Annotated in this window: 2 protein-coding genes; both read right to left on the bottom strand. The window is 29.2% G+C overall.

The window, feature by feature from the left end; genetic code table 11:
• Positions 1-178 precede the first annotated feature (178 nt).
• Positions 179-11,806 (bottom strand): amino acid adenylation domain-containing protein, encoded by an 11,628-nt coding sequence (locus tag ACWJKP_RS20420; RefSeq protein WP_462961736.1) that lies wholly within the window; start codon positions 11,804-11,806, stop codon positions 179-181.
• 93 nt (positions 11,807-11,899) lie between these two features.
• The gene (locus tag ACWJKP_RS20415) at positions 11,900-18,532 is read right to left on the bottom strand and encodes a non-ribosomal peptide synthetase (RefSeq protein ID WP_462961735.1); all 6,633 of its coding nucleotides are present in this window, start codon (positions 18,530-18,532) and stop codon (positions 11,900-11,902) included.
• Between the last annotated feature and the right edge of the window lie 478 nt (positions 18,533-19,010).

Here is a 19,010-nt window from a genome sequence, read left to right as displayed (position 1 = left end):
TTTATTCATATTTCATGTGTACGGTATAAACCCCTCTATAGTATCTACATATGCCTTCACCGTAGTTGATTTTTACCTTAAAGTGTAGTAACTCTTATTTAAATAATCAAGGGTAACTAAAGTCCTTTCACTGACCCTTGATTATATAGATAGTTTATCCTTTTAATATAAGAAACTCTTAGAACGTAAAACCATCATTTCTTAAATCAGATACTTCTTCATATATTTCTAAGATTAATGCTTTCTCAACATCATCTAAAACATTTATTTCTTTAATCAAAATATCTATGTCCTTTACTAAAGTGTCGATTATTACCTTGATATCTTTTACGGCCCTATCGATTGTGCTCTCCTTAAATAACCTTGATGAGTACTCGAAAGCCATTTCTAAGTTTTTACCATTATCAGCTACTTTTAAAGTTAAATCAAACTTTGATATGTTATTCTCAATTGGATACGGCTTTAATAAAAGTCCATTCAATTCAACAGCTGAATCATAGTGAGTATTTGTCATATCAAGCATAACATCAAACAAAGGAGTTCTCCCTATTTCTCTTTTCACATTAAGCACTCCAATTAACTCCTCAAACTGATAGCTTTGATTTTCATATGCCTTTAGGGAATTTTCCTTTACTTCCTCTAAAAATTGTCGAAATGTCTTCTCTTCGCTTGGTCTATTCCTCAAAGCTAGTGTATTTACAAACATACCTATAATATTGTTAAGTTCTATGTGTGTCCTTCCAGCTATAGGCATTCCTATCACTATATCTTCTTGTCCACTATATTTACATAACAATATATTAAATACTGCTTGTACTAGCATGTTCATTGTACTTCCTGTTTCTTTTGCTATACTTCTCATCCTATTGGTTATTTCCTCGTCTATAGAGAAATTCTTTTTTCTACCATCAAAACTCTGAATAGAAGTTCTCTCATAATCGTAAGGCAAGTTTAATACCGGTACTTTATCACTGAATCTATTAATCCAGTATTCCTTTTGCTTTATTATCTTTTCCGATTTCAACAACTTATTTTGCCATTCTGAAAAATCCTTATATTGAAGTTTTAATGTTTCAATCTCAACGCCATTGAATATCGCTACAAATTCTTTTATTAATATCTCCATCGATACCCCATCAGTTATTATGTGATGTACATCTATCAACAAATAAGTTTTACCATTATACTCACCCAGTTTCACTCTGAATAATGGTAATTTATCCAATTCAAAACTTCTAATAAAATTCTTTGCAACTTCATCGATTTCTTTTTCTTTTACCTGTTTTACTTCAATCTTAAATTCATATTCATTAACTATTTTTTGAACTATTTCACCATCAATTGTTTCAAAGTATGTTCTCAAAACCTCATGTCTTTGTATTAACTTTTTGAAAGTTATTTCAATTTTGTTTACATCTGCCTCTCCTTGCAACTCAAATACTATTGGAATATTATATGCTGTACTATTTTTATTGAGCTGTTGTACCATATATATTCTTTTTTGTGCCGAAGACGTTTCATAATATTCTTTCTCTTTACATTTTTCTATGGTTTCGTATATACTTTCACTCCTGTTTTTTATATAGCTGCTTATTTCTTTAATAGTTGGACTCTTGAATAACTCTATTAGCGGTAATTCTATATTTATCTCTTTGTGAATTTTGCTAATAAACATTGTTGCTTTTAGAGAATGTCCTCCCAATTCAAAGAAATCATCATTTATGCCTACTTTTTCAATCCCCAATATTTCACACCATGCTTTTGCAAGCTTTTCTTCTACTTCATTTCTTGGTGATTCGTACTCACTAGTTATAAGATCATTTACATTTGGCCTTGGCACTTCTTTTCTATCTATTTTTCCATTAGGTGTCAGTGGCATATTGTCCATGTGTACAATGTATGCTGGTATCATGTATTCAGGCATACTTTCCTTAAGATACTCTCTTATTTGAGATTTACTTATCTCTTCTTTACATACTACGTATGCACACAAGTATTTTTCATTATTTCCATCTTCTCTCGCTACTACTACTGCTTCTTTTATACCTTTATGGCTTAATAATCTGTTTTCTATTTCTCCTAGCTCTATACGGTAACCTCTTATCTTAACTTGATTGTCTATTCTTCCTAAAAATTCTATATTTCCATCAGATAGCCATCTAGCCAAATCTCCTGTTTTATATATCCTTTCTCCAAGTATAAATGGATTATCTATAAACTTTTCTTTTGTTAGTTCTTCTTTTTTAAAATATCCTCTTGCTAATCCATCTCCGCCTATACATAATTCCCCTGGAACGCCTACAGGTACTATTTGTTTATTTGCATCTATAATGTATATTTTTGTATTACTTATAGGCTTTCCTATTGTTATCTTCTCTTCGTCATCAATTAACTTAACCGTTGACCAAATTGTCGTCTCTGTTGGACCATATACATTGTAAATTTTTAAGTTTTTATACATTTTCAATTCCTTTAACAAGCTTGCTGGAAGCTCCTCACCACCAACAAGTATTGCTTTCAAGCTTCTCAATGAATCCCTAAATTCTATACTTTCTAAAAGCATCTTGAATCTTGATGGTGTAGTTTGCATTACCTCTATATCGTTTTTCTTTATAACCTGTCCCAACTTACCATATTCCATATTTTCTTCATCACTCGAGACAGTTATTTTCATTCCTAAAGTTAATGGAACTAACGTTTCCAAGCCAAATATATCAAATGAGATTGTTGTAACGCATAATATGCTTTGATATTGTGACAACCCTGTTTCTCTAACTATTCCATGTATAAAGTTAGTGACCTGTCTATGTTCTATCATTACACCTTTAGGCCTTCCTGTTGAGCCTGAAGTATATATCACATATGCTAAATCGCTACAGTTATTAGTTTTTCCCAAATTATTGCTATCAGCTTTATGAAGCTCTTCACTCGTTATATCTATTACACTTCCATTAAAGTCTATATTTCCACTAATTTCATTAGATGTAACCACTATATCGACTTCTGCATCTTCTAGCATATACTTTATTCTATCTTTGGGATGCTTAGGATCTATAGGCAAGTATGCTCCTCCAGATTTCAATATTCCAATTATTGCCACTATCATTTCTGGTGATCGTTCTACCATTATACCTACTATAGAATCAGATTGTATGCCTTTATTTATTAATATTCTTGCCAATTGATTGGATTTCTCATTCAATTCTTTATACGTTAATTTCTTATCTTCGAATACTACCGCTATACTATCCGGTGTCTTTTCTACCTGTTCCTCAAACAATTCATTTATAGTCTTGTTATTTTGATAATCAGTTTTAGTACTATTAAAGTCATATAATATTTGATTTTTTTCTTCCTCTGACATAATTTCAATTTCTGAGACTTTTGCATCTATATTTGTACATATATTATTTAATATAGCAACAAAATGATTGCCAAATCGCTTGATAGTTTCTTCCTTAAATAACTTCGTACAGTATTCCAAGTTAAATTCTAATATTTTTTTACTTTCTTCTAATCTCAATGATAAATCAAATTTTGTTATTTTACTTTCCGTTATAGTTGGTTTCAAAATAAGCCCATCCATCTCTATTTTTTTCTCGTAGCCTACGTTAACAGTATTAAACATTACATCAAATAACGGATTTCTACTTATATCCCTTTTTATATTAATCTTATTTATCAACTCTTCAATCTGATAACTTTGATTCTCATAAGCATCTAAACAATTTTCTTTTACTTCACTTAAAAACTCTATATAGCTCTTTGACTTATCTATTTTACTCCTCATTGCTAAAGTATTTATAAAAACCCCCATAATATTTTGAAGGTCTGCATGTGGCCTTCCAGCTATAGGTACCCCTACTATAATATCTTCACTTCGGGTATATTTTGATAATAATATATTAAATGCGGATAATACTACCATGTGCATGGTGGTTTCAGTTTCTTTTGCCAGTTTTCTTAATCTACTTGTGATAACTTCATTTATAGAAAACCTAATTGTATCTCCTTCAAAACTTTGTACTGTTGGTCTTTCATAATCATAAGGAAGATTCAGTACAGGAATCTCATCATTAAACTTGCCTATCCAATATTCTTCCTGCTTTTTCATTTCATTGGATTTTAAAAGCTTATTTTGCCATTCTGCAAAACACTTGTATTGAAGTCTTAATGGTTCAAGTTTAAATCCATTGTATAATTCAGTAAATTCTTTTATTAATATAGTCATAGATACAGCATCACTTATTATATGATGCATATCAATTAATAAATACCACTTATTATTATTATGCAACAATTTCACTCTGAACAATGGTAATTCTTCTAATTTAAAAGTTGTTACAAATCTTTTAACAATCTCATCAATTTCTTTTTTATTCTCTTCCCTTATTTCCATCTTAAATTCATAGTTATCATCAATTTTTTGAATTATTTCACCATTAATATTTTCAAAGTATGTTCTTAAAGCATCATGTCTTTTCACTAATTTTTTAAAAGTTTTTTCTATTCTCTCTATTTCTATAATGCCCTCTAATTCATACACTACTGGCATGTTATATACCATATTCTTTTCAAGCTGATGTACCATATACATTCTTTTTTGTGCTGATGATGTTTCATAGTATTCTTTTTCTTCGCATTTTTCTATAGTTTCATATATGTTTTCACTATTATTTTTCATATATTTGCTTATCCCTTTTATAGTTGGACTCTCAAACAACTGTTTTAAGGTTAATTCTTTGTTTAAGCACTTATGTATTTTGCTTATAAGAATTGTAGCTTTTAGTGAGTGTCCTCCTAGTTCAAAGAAATTATCATTTATGCTTACTTTTTCTACTCCTAATACGCCACACCATACTTGCGCCAATTTCTTCTCAACTTCATTTCTCGGTGCTTCATATTCACTAGTTATAAGTCCTTCCATATCTGGCTTTGGTAACGCTTTTCTGTTTATCTTTCCATTAGCGGTCAGTGGCATTTTTTCTATACACATATTATATGTCGGCACCATATACTCTGGTAATCTTTCTCTTAAATATCTTTTTATTTCTAATTTTTCTATTTCTTCATTACATACTATATATGCACATAGATATTTTTCGTTATTTTCATTGTTTTGTGCAATCACGACTGCCTCTTTTATACTTTCATTGCTTAATAGGTGATTTTCTATCTCTCCAAGCTCTATTCTGAATCCTCTTATCTTTACTTGGCTGTCCATTCTTCCTAAAAAGTTTATTTTTCCATCTGGTAGCCACTTTGCCATATCCCCTGTTTTATACATTCTTCCTCTAGGATTAAATGGACAATCTACAAATTTTTCCTTCGTTAACTCTGGTCTGTTTAAGTACCCCTTAGCAAGTCCCTCACCTGATATGCACAACTCTCCAGGTATTCCAATAGCTGAAACATTATCATATTTATCCAAAACATATATCTTTATATTGTTAAGAGGCTTTCCGATTACATTAGCACACTCACTCAATCTATCCTTATCCAGCATTGTTGCAATACATCCTATAGTACTTTCTGTAGGTCCATAATGATTCATTATGCTTATCTTATCTTTTTTATCCATAAGATTGAATTGTTCAATATCTTTAATGTTTATTGACTCTCCGCCTAGTACTATTAATCTTAATTTTCCATTTTCAAATATCCTCTTGTTATCTTCGTAATTAAGCATCATATTAAACAATGATGGAGTCATTTTAATATAAGTAATGTTTTTTTCTAGACATTCCACTAGTTTTTTAGGATCTTTATAGTTGTCTTCAGAAATCATATTTAATTTGATTCCACTAAGTAATGCTGTAAATAAAGTCGTGTAACCCAAGTCATAAGCATATGAGGATAGTAGTGCTGTTTCATCCTTTAATGTTATAGAAGCCTTATCAATAATAGATTTACAGTAGTTTATTAAACTACAATGTCTTATCATTACAGCTTTTGAATTTCCTGTAGTTCCTGATGTATAAATTACATATGCCAAGTTATCACTTTTACTTATTATATCTAAATTACTATTATCTCCTTTAAATACATTTTTTTCTTCTATATCTATTGTCTCTCCACTAAACTCTAATTCATCACTATATTCCTTCGATGTAACCAATAGACTTACACCTGAATCCTTTATCATATACTCTATTCTATTTTTGGGATGTGTAATTTCTATAGGCAAATATGCCCCGCCTGATTTTAATATTCCCATTATCCCAATTATCATCTCCAAAGAGCTTTCAAGCATTAGTGCTACTATCGTATTTGCTTGTATCCCTTTATTTATCAATATTCTTGCTAATTGGTTTGATTTTTCATTTAACTCTCTATAAGTCAAACTATTATTTTCAAATACTACTGCTATATTATCCGGCGTCCTTTCTACCTGTTTCTCAAACAATTCATATATTGTACTGTCCTTTTGATAATCTGTTTTTGTATTATTAAATTCATATAGTATTTGCTTCTTTTCATTATCTGTCGTAATTTCTATTTCCGAGACTTTAATCTCAGGATTTTCAATTACTGTTTCTATAATTTTATTAAAATGATCCTTTATGCTATTGACACATGCTTCATCATATACACATTCATTATAAGAAAATAAAACAGTCAGGTTATCATCAGGTATGACTTTAACGTTAAAATCATAATTAGTTTGTTCAAACCCCTTTAAGTCATCAATAGTTAAATTCAGTTCCTTGCAAAAATCCAAGTTCTTTAAATTTTCATCAATATAATAATTTTGGAATGTAATTTTATTATTAATTAATTTATCCTTAACATCTGTCATCGATTGTATATCTGCTAATGGATAGTAATCATAATTACTTCCTTCAAGAAAACTATTTTGTACAATTTTTAATATATCCGTAAATATACTGTTTTTATCTATTCTTACCCTTACTGGTATAGTATTTATAAACAATCCAACCATTTCTTCTATGCCATTTACTTTTGCATTTCTACCAGATACTACAGCTCCAAATACTACATCATTAGTATTATTATACTTTTGAAGGACTATTCCCCAAATAGTTTGTACTATAGTATTTATTGTTGTCTGAGTGTTCTGTCCTAGTCTCTTTATTTTTTCTGTCTGATTTATACCTATAGTAAATTTTAATTCCCTGTTTTTATACTCATTTGAAGTTTTTATTTTCATAAAAGGTATTTGAGCTACCGTATTGTATCCTTCTAGGTATTTCTCCCAATATAATTTTGCATTATTCTTACTTTGCTCATTTAACCATTTTATATAATTTATATATTGTATTGGTTCTTTAGTCTCTGGTTTTATATTTTTTATTAATGAAAAATATATATCAAAGAAATCCTTAATCACTATCCAAATACTCCATCCATCCATTATAATATGATGTGAATCCCAAATTACTTTATATTCATATATATCCGTTTTTAATATTGATAGTCTTATTAAAATGTCTTCACTTAAATCAAATATTTTTTTTCTATCTGTTACTTCAAAATCTTTTGTGTGTTTTTCTATATCTTCTTTATTTAATTGAGTCAAATCTTCATAGTAAACATCTGCTGTCCTTGTTTTAAAAACTATTTGTTTAGGACTTTCAAGTTTTCTGTGAGCTATCACCGTCCTCAATACATCATATCTCTCTAGAAGTATATTAAAACTTTTCTGCATTATTTTGATATCTAACTCTCCTTTAAGCGTATACATTATCTGTTCAAAATATGCTGCAGATTTATTATCCATTAGTGAATGGAAAAGCATACCTTCCTGCATTGGCGTAAGGGAGTATATATCTTTTATTTTTAATTTTTTCTCTTTTTCATAAACTTCTCTTAATTCTTCCAGTTCCTCTGTTTCTAAATTATTGTCTGAAAAATCTGAAGGAGTCTCCTCTGTTATTTTCTTGTTTTTACAGTGATCTATTATATCTAATAAATTCTTTTTATAATTTTCTCCTATTTTTTTAATCGTATATTCATTATATGTTTTGCTGTTATAAGCTATTGTCAAACTTAATTTTTTCTCTGATACCATACCATTTATGCCTATCTTAATATTACTTTCACTTTCAAGACTCATAGGTTCACCAAATGGCAGTCTAGAAATTTCAAATATGTCCTTCTTTAAATCTTCATCAAATTGCCCTAAATAGTTAAAGCTTATTTCTGGTTCACTGATTTTCCATTGTGCCTTACAATCTATATACTTTAATATACCATGACCTATTCCCTTATTAGGTACGTGTCTTAGGGTTTCTTTTACTTTCTTTATTGTATATGCTATATCCTCACTCTTACTTACATTGAGTAATAATGGATACTGTGTAGTAAACCATCCCATTGTCCTGCTGATATCTATATTTTCTCCCAATAGTTCCCTTCCATGAGCTTCCAAATTTACAAGTATATTTTCTTCTGTTGTCCATTCATTCATTGTCAACCCTAATGCTGATAATAATAAATCATTTATCTCGGTATTATAAGCCCTATTTGAACTCTTTAATAAATCCTCGGTTTCTTGTTCATTGAAATACAAATTCAAACTATTATGAAATTTCAGCTTATTTTCCTGTTCGCCACACTCTTTATCTGTAGGTAATTTCTTTACTTGCGTATTTTCTATAGTATCCCAGTATTCAAATTGCTCCTGTAATCTATCATTATTAATTTGCCTACATAAATAATCAGCCCAATCTTTAAATGAATTTGTTTTTTCTTGGAACGATATTTTTTCTCCGTTTAATGCTTGCTTATAACCTAATTCAAAATCTTCAAACAGTATTCTCCAAGATACGCCATCTATTACCAAATGATGTATCGCTATTAAAAGATGTTCCCCTTGCTTGGTTTTAAACAATCCTAGTTTTACCAACGGACCATTTTCTAAATCAATACTGCTTTGTAATTCATTACATTGTTGCTCTATGGCTCCCTCATAATTATCACAATATCTAAAATCCATTACTTTTAGATCAAATAGTTTTTCTTTAAATCCTCTATTAATTTGTACTATTTTATTTTCTTCTTTTTTATACACCATTCTTAAAGCATCATGGTGCTTCACTATTTCTTCAAAAACCTTTTTTACTATATCTTCATTAAACCCTTCGTTATTATATAACATTACAGCTTGATTCCAATGATGCGTATCTGTATAATTCTTCTCAAAAAATATTTTTTGTATAGGCGTTAATTTTACTTCTCCAGTAATCTCTTCCTGACATATTTTACTTTGACTAATTGTAACTTTATCACTTAATGATTTTATTTTTCCATCACTAAATAACTCACTTACATCCAGATTATATCCAAATTTTTGCAACTTAGATACTATTCTTATAGCTTTTATTGAATCTCCGCCCAAGTCAAAAAAATTATCATTTATGCCTACTTTTTTTATCCCTAATACTTCACTATATATTTTTACAAGTTTCTCTTCTACTTCATTTCTTGGCATTTCATATTTTTCAGTTGTAAGGAGGTCTATATCTAGCTTAGGCAAAGCTTTTCTATCTATCTTGCCATTAGCCGTCAATGGCATTTTCTCTATATTAAAAATGTATGAAGGAATCATGTACTCTGGTAATCTTTGTTTTAAGTATCTTCTTATTTCTGAAATATCAATATTTTTATTGCCTACTATATACGCGCACAAATACTTCTCATTATCATCATTGTTTCTCGCCAATACAACAGTTTCTTTTACATCTTCATAACTTAATAACTTATTTTCTATTTCTCCAAGTTCTATTCTAAAGCCCCTTATCTTTACCTGACCATCTATTCTACCTAAAAATTCAATATTCCCATCAGTAAGCCATCTTCCCAAATCCCCTGTTTTATACATCCTTGTTTTTTGTGCAAATATATTTGAAATAAAACTTTGTTCAGTTAAATCCTTTCGATTTAGATAACCTCTTGATACACCTTCTCCGGATATGTACATTTCACCTATTATTCCCTTTGGAACAATGTTCTTATCTTTATCCAATATATATATTTCAAAGTTATTAAGAGGTTTTCCTATTGGAATTCTTCTCAAGCTACTTAAAGTATTGAAATTATTTGTATCTATATGGTAGTAAGTACTATCAACCGCACATTCAGTAGGTCCATACACATTTGTAATAATAGGCTTACTATCATTAAACTTATTTAGAAACTCTCTTACAATTCCAATTTGAAGTTCATCCCCACCAATTATTAATTGTTTCAAGCTTAGGTTTCTATATAATTTGATATCAACAGCATTTAATATACTTATATGTATAGGCGTACCGTCTGAGATATCAATACTATTTTTAATATAGAATTCCAGCAATTTTTCCCCATTAAATCTTTCAGAATTAGATGATATATAAAGTGAATGCCCCAATAATAGTGATGCAAATATTTGCTGCACGGATGCATCAAAAACATATGAAGCAATAAGTGCGATATTTAATTTATCATTATAATCCTTGTACACATTTTCATATAACCCTGTAACTAAATTCAAAACATTTTTGTGCTCAACCATTACTCCTTTTGGTTTCCCTGTAGACCCAGATGTATATATTACATATGCTAGACTATTTGACGTTTTTACGTTATTGAGATTAGTATTATTTCTCGTATAAATATTTTTATCCTTTAGATTTATGCATGTTAAAGCTCTTTCAGTTCCATAATCATTACATTCAGCATCCGTTAGAATTATATTTGTGCCACTGTCTTCTAAAATATATTCTATTCTATCTTTTGGATAGCTTAAATCTATTGGAAGATAGGCTCCTCCCGACTTTAATATTCCAAGTATTCCCACTATCATTTCTAGTGACCTTTCTACCATTATACCTACTATAGAATCAGGTTGTACGCCTTTGTTTATTAAAAAACTTGCTAATTGATTAGATTTATCATTCAATTCTTTATATGTCAATTTCTTATCTTCAAATACTACCGCTGTATTATTCGGTGTCTTTTCTACATTTTCCTCAAACAATTCATTTATAGACTTATTATTGGGATAGTCAGTTCTAGTATTATTGAAATCATATAATATTTGATTTTTTTCTTCCTCTGTCATGATTCCAATATCTTTAACATAACCATCGAGATTATTTACAATATCATTTATTATTTTTATATATCTTTCTCCAAATAACTCTATAGTTTCACTTTTAAATAAAGCGGCATTACTTACTATTAATAATTCCAATGAATTATCAGTTTTTTTGTTTATTTTTACCAATATTTCATTTTTACTTGAGTTGCATATGTATTCTACATATTTATCAATATGCAAGGTATTCATAGTGATACTAATTGGTGTTAGTTCCATTACACTATTACATATGTTTAATCTTCTTAAAATATTTTCTAAATTTATTTGTTTATTTTCATAGGCCTTTATTAATTTATCACGTACCTTCATAATAAAGCTTTTAATATTCATTTCTACGTTTAAACTATTCTCAAGTGGTAAAACCATATTTTTAACAATATCACTATCTTTCATATTAGATACATACATAGGAACACCTATTATACTTTCTTCTTTACCTGTATACCTGTATAACTGTATTATAAAACCAGCTAAAAATATAGAATATAAAGGAAAATCATTGTTTTGAGTGATGGATATTAACCTATCACTCAAAACCTTATCTATTGAAAAAGCTAGTATGTTCTTTTCATATTTATTAACCGAAATAAAGTCATGCGTTATTTCCACTCTTTTTTCATTGCTTAAATTCAAATCTTCCCAGTATTTTTTAGATAGATCGTATTTTTCCACCGAGCCATCTAGTTCACTACTATCTTTCATCATTATTCCCCCATTTACTTATTCCTAAATAAAGCTGTGTCAGTCTACTTCTCAGTATATTGTATGATTACAATATTTTTGCTTTTATGAATATTAAAAAGCAAAATCCTGTTTTTTAATATTGTTTATATCTTCCTCTTCTTCTAGAGCACAACAAATTTCCTCTTCACTTAACATGCAAATCTTACCTACCTCAATATCCGTATTTTTCAACACCATATCAATTATTAACTTAATATCTTTTACTGCCCTCTCTATAGTAAGTCTTTTAAACAGCTTTGAAGAATACTCGAAGCTCATTTCTATTGTTTTATTTGTTTCAACTGCTGATAATGTCAAATCAAACTTTGATACTTTGTTCTCCATTGTATATGCCTTTAAAGTAAGCCCGTCCAATTCAATATCTGAGCTACAGTCAGCATTTACCATGTTAAACATAACATCAAACAAAGGATTTCTTCCTTGCTCTCTTTTCACATTAAGTACTTCAATTAATTCTTCAAACTGATAGCTTTGATTTTCATATGCCCTAATTGAGTTTTCTTTTACTTCCTTTAAAAATTCTTTGAATGTCTTATCTGCATTTGGGCTATTCTTTAAAGCCAGTGTATTAATAAACATACCTATCATATTTTGAAGATCAGAATGTATTCTTCCACCAACTGGCACACCTACCACTATACATTCTTGCATACTATATTTTGACAATAATATGTTAAATATTGAAAGTATTACCATATGCATAGTGCTTTCACTTTCCTTAGCTACTTTTCGTAAATTATTAGTTATTTCTTCATCTAATGAAAAGCTTACATTATCACCTTCATAACTTTGCACTGTCAGTCTCTCATAATCATATGGCAAATTTAGTATTGGTATTTCATGATCGAACCTGCTAATCCAGTATTTTTTTTGTTTTTTAATGTTTTCCGACTTTAAGAATTTATTTTGCCATTCTGCAAAATCCTTATATTGAAGCCTCAAGCGCTTAGGTTCAATGCCGTTATAAATCATTGAAAATTCTTTTATAAGTATACTTACTGATATTCCATCAGATATTATATGATGCATATCAATTAACAATACACTTTTCTCTTTACATTCTACCAATCTCACCCTAAATAAAGGTGATTTATCTAATTCAAATTTTTTTATAAAATTTTCTGCAATCACTTGAATATCTATTTCTGTATATTTTCTTACTTCTATATTGAATTCATATTCATTATTTATTCTCTGTACTATTTCACCATCGATCATTTCAAAATATGTTCTCAACGCCTCATGCCTATCTATCAGTTTTTTGAAAACTGCTTCCATTCTAATTACATCTACGTCTCCTTCAAGTTTAAAAGCAGCTGGCATATTATAGGCTATACTTTCTTTTTTAACTTGTTGCATCGTATATACTCTTTTTTGTGCAGATGATGTCTCGTAATATTCTTTTTCTTCGCATTTTTCTATAATTTCATATAAGGTTTCACTGCTATTTTTTATATAAGCACCTAATTCCTTAATGGTTGGTTTTATAAATAATTCCTTTAATGGAACATCTACATTTAATTCTTTATGAATTTCACTAATAACAACTGTAGCATTTAGAGAATGCCCTCCAAATTCAAAGAAATTATCACTTATCCCTATTGCATCAACCTCTAGTACCTTACACCATATTTTGACTAGTTTATCCTCTATTTTATTTCTTGCTTCCTCACGTTTGGTAGTTAAAATTCTATTATTATTAGGTTTCGGCAACATATTTTTGTCAATCTTTCCATTTGATGTCATAGGAAACTTATCCATCTGTATAAAGTATGAAGGTATCATATATTCAGGCAATTTTAATTTTAAAAATTGCTTAAGATTTCCCACAAAATTTTTGTCCCAACTAACAACATTCAACACATTGTCTATTAGTTCTATTTCTTTAATATTTACACCATTAAAAACTTCTCTCAATTGTTTTACTTGTTCTAGACTTTTTTCTTGCTTTTGTTTATTAATAATACTGTCCACATTGGTTTCAGGTATTACATAAGCAACTAAGCTTGTATGTCCTGATATACCTTTTTTTACAGTAATTACATTATTTTTTACGCCATAATATTCATTCAAAGCAGCTTCTATCTCTCCAATTTCTATACGATAACCTCTTATTTTTACTTGCTGATCTATTCGTCCTAAGTACTCTAAATCCCCATTAGGCAACCATCTTGCCAAATCTCCCGATTTATACATTCTCCCCCCAACTATGAATGGATTAGGTATAAATTTCTCTTCTGTTAATTCAGGTCTGTTTAAATATCCTCTAGCCAAACCTTCTCCTGATACACATAGTTCTCCAGCTACTCCTATTGGTAATAACTCAATATTGTTGTCTACTATATATACATTAAGAGTTGGTATAGGTCCTCCAATATTCCTTGCATTTTTTTCTATATCTGTATCTTTTATTTCTTTATATGTCACATGAACTGTTGTCTCAGTTATACCATACATATTTATGAGTTTGGTATAAGGATATTTGTTTTTCCACTCTTTAAGCTTTTTTAACTTTAACTCTTCTCCACCAAATATAACATATCTTATTACAAGCTCATTATCTTTTTGCTGCATTTCCTCACTTGACAGGTTATAAAAAGCTGATGGAGTTTGATTTAATACTGTTACTTTTTCTTTTTTTAAGATTTCTAAATATTTTTTCGTATCTTGTGCCGCCGCTTCCGAAATAATTATGAGCTTACCTCCGTATAGTAATGCGCCATACATCTCCCATACTGAAAAGTCAAAACAATAAGAATGAAACATTGTCCAAACATCATTATTATTAAAATCAAAACAAGCTTTATCATTAAAAAATAACCTTACAACATTTTTATGTTCCAGCACTACTCCCTTAGGCTTACCCGTAGTTCCCGATGTATAAATTATGTATGCAACGTCTTGTAGTTTATTTACATTTACAAGATTTACTTCACTTTCACTACATATCTCTTTATCCATTAAGTCTATTGCTTCACCATTAAACCTAATATCATAAGGCATGTCTCCCTTAATAAGTAGCATCTCTACTCCACTATCTTTTAAAATATATTCTATTCTTTCAGTTGGATAGTTTATATTTATAGGTAAATACCCTCCACCTGATTTAAGTATCCCTATTATCCCTATTATCATATCAATAGAACGTTCAACCATTATACCTACTATACTGCCAGAAATAACTCCCTTTTTTCTGAGTACTTTGCCTAATTGGTTTGCTTTGCAGTTCAATTCCTCATAAGTTAATTTTTCTTCACCATATACTACTGCAATATTATTGGGAGTTTTCTCTACTTGTGCTTCAAATAACTGTTGTAATGTCTTATTTTGGGGGTAATCAGCCTTTGTATCATTAAATTCAAATAACAATTTATTTTTTTCTTTTTCATTTATTATATCTAATTTATAGATTTTTTCGTTTGACTTGTCTAATATGTTTCCTAATAAGGTTTCCAAGTGTATTCTTAACCTTTCAATGGTTTTACTCTTAAAAATGTCTGTGTTATATTCAATGCTGCATTTATAATTAGATTTGTCATTTGTTACTTCAAATGATAAATCTAATCTTGAACTTTCCGTTTTAATTTCATAACCACTTATTTCTAAGTCTCTAGTCTTTAACTCATTAATCTGTTCGTCTTGGAATACAAACATTACATCAAATAATGGATGCTTGCTTGAATCTCTTGGTGCATCAATTAATTTCACTAAACTATCAAATTGATAATCTGAATTATCAAATACATCTAAAGTATTTTTCTTAACATCACTCAAAAACTCAATAAATGTTTCGTCTGACACTGGTTTATTTCTCATAGGTACAGTATTTACAAACATTCCTATTAGTTTATTAACTTCTATGTTATTTCGCCCTTCAATTACTGTTCCGACTATTATATCCTCTTGTCTCGAATACTTTGACAATAATATATTAATGCTTGCTAAAAAGAACATATACGGTGTTACATTATAAACCTTACAAAACCCATCAATCTTTTTACTAATTTCTTCATTAATTTTAAATTGTAAATTTTTTCCTTTGAAGGTCTGATTTATAGGTCTATTAAAATCAGTCTGTAGATTCAGAACCGGAACACCGTCATTAAATATATTTTTCCAGTATTCTTCCTGTTTTTTTGTGTATTCACTTTCAAAAAAGCTATTACTCCATGCTGCATAATCTTTATATTGGATTTCCAACTTTGGAATTTCTATTCCGTTATATATAGTTATAAATTCCTTTGTAAATATTGCTGAACTAGCACCATCGAATATGATATGATGAAAATCAAATAATATTAAATGTTTTTTTTCTTCAACTTTTAATAATTCAACTCTTATAAGTGGAAGCTTATTTAAATCAAATGTTCTTACAAATTCTGTTATTTTTCTATTTAAATAACTTTTTTCGTTATCATTAACCGGTTTTTCCTCATAATTAATTTTTATCCTAAAATTTTTAGCTATCTTCAATATTACTCTTCCGTCAATTTCTTCAAAGTAAGTCCGCAAAGTTTCATGTCTTTCAATAATTTTATTTATTGTATGGTTTAATTTTTCTTTAACCAAATCACCATTTATTATCATTATAAATGGAACGTTATAATTTAAACTCTCTGCATCTAATTTATGAAGCACATACATTCTTTTTTGTACTGCTGATGATTCATAATATTCTTTATGGTCTAATTTTAATATTGTATTATTATTATTTATATCCATAAAATTTAAAACTTCTGACAGCGTCCTTATTGTTGGGCGTTCAAATAAATCCTTTATTGATACTCGTTTATTAAATTCAATCTCAATTTTTGCTACCAACTTCATCGCCTTTAGAGAATTAATTCCTACTTCAAAAAAATTATCATCTAGCCCTAGCTCGGTTATCTCTAGATATTCCTTGCATACTGATGTTAATTTTTTTTCTATTTCACTAATGTTTTCATAGTTGTCTGGCTTCTTTCTTTTTTTCAGTTCGTTCATCTCTTTTAATACTGAATTAAATTCACCTTCGTTAAACCTTTTTACTAAATTAAACCGTTGAACCTTTCCACTTGCTGTTTTAGGTAGGTTTTCTATAGGTACAACATGGGTAATTTGAATCCCTATACGCATATTCACTTCTCTTTTTATATTAACCTGAAACTCTAAGAAGTCCTCAATTTTATTTCTATACACAATAAAAACTACAACATCTTCTATTTGTTTCTCATAATTTGAAACAGTTACAATAGCAACATCTAAATCGGTTAATTTTATACCCGCCGCCCGCCTTACTATCACTTCTATATCATGAGCATAAAAATTTTGACCATTTAAAAATAGTACATCCTTATGCCTACCTACCACAATCAACCTATTATTTCTCATAAATCCTAAATCACCAGTGTTAAACCATCCATCTGCATCAATTGCTTCTTTGGTTTTATTTTCCATATTGTAGTATCCACTAGTTACATTAATACCTTTTATCTTAATAAATCCTATAATATTTTCGCCTAATATTTCTCCATATGAATTTGTTATTTTAATATTAAGAAACTTAACAGCGTAACCTAGATCTACTAATTTAGCTGAATAATTTGATTGTTTATTATTCAAATATACCACTTCATCGCCTATATTCATTTTCCTTCTATCTATATTCCAAACAGTCATTTTTTCTTCTGATGAATTAGGAAACGTAACTGCAAGACTAGCCTCAGCAAGTCCATATACTGGATACATTGAGGAATATTTTAAATTAAATCTGCTCATTTCAATTAAAAATTGTTCACATAAATCTATTGAAATTGGCTCTCCACCGTTGAAAATGAGTCTTACATTTGATAAATCACATTCCACTAACTGTACCTTCTTCATGTGTAACAATACATATCTATATCCAAAGTTAGGTGACTGAAGAATTGTACTCTTATGTTTACTTGCTTTTTCTAACCATATATTAGGGTTTCTTATAAAATCACTAGTATTTATATGTACTTGATTAATATTTATGGCCATAGGGACTAAGTGACACCCTATTAATCCCATATCATGTGTTAAAGGCATCCATGTTAGCAAATTGTCATCCAGATTCATATTAGCACTTGTTATAATTGCCTCTACATTGGCCACAACGTTACAATGTTTTAATACAACTCCCTTTGGGTCTCCAGTTGAACCTGATGAAAATTGAATAAATGCTATATCACTTGCCTTACTATCATAAATATTACCTTCTATTTTATAGTTCTCTGCTTCACTGATGTCTATTACTCTTTTTGATATTTTTGTAATATCAAAACCATTATTGATCGCATATTCCACTAGCCCATTGTATTGTTTGTTATCACATATAAGGTATGGGTTATTTAACTTCTCCCATACCTTAAAAAGCTTTAATTTACTTTCATCATTATTACCTTCACTGACAGGAACAGGTATTATACCACCTAATATCCCTGCCCAAAATTGATTAATAAAGTCCTCTTTATCCTCAAATTGAATTACTAGTTCATCTTTGTATCCAACACCTTTAGCTTGTAAATAACCTAGAATATTTAAACTTTTAGTAAATATATCTTTATAAGATACTTTTTTTTCCTTATTATATTCCTTAATAAATACGATACCTTTTTCAAACTCTAAAGTTTTGCTTTTTATAAGTTCTGTTAAAGTCATAAAATTCATTTTCCTAACCATTCCTTCCTCTATATATACCTCTTTGTGGAGCAATATAACCTATACTGCTATGGATTTCTGTTATACCAAGATTCTTTGTACTCAAATATAGCTAACTTAACAGTATTAAAGTCATAATAAGTAACAAGTTGTACTTCTTCCTTCTTAATCGAAGCATGGTAAGACTCTATACTAGCATTGTTATAATGACAGCCCTTTCTACTAAAAGAGTGAGTTATTATTTTTGTGTTTAAGATATATTCTTTGAATTCTAAACTTGTGTATTGGCAACCAATATCACTATGACATATTAAGGGGCTAGTAGTTTTTTTTAGCTTAAAGGCATTTTTGACGGCTTGCAATAATGTTCCGCTTAGCTCAATTCTTTGATGTGCAAGTTTATTTGCCCTTTTTTACATATCTGATTAATCGCATATCTCATAAAGTTCTCATTTCCATTGCCCTTTTTTAACGCACTTGCTGTAATGTTAGTAACAGT

Source organism: Clostridium sp. CM037, from assembly GCF_055081095.1.
The sequence above is the reverse complement of the archived record's forward strand: the minus strand, read 5'-3'. Positions and strand labels throughout refer to the sequence as shown.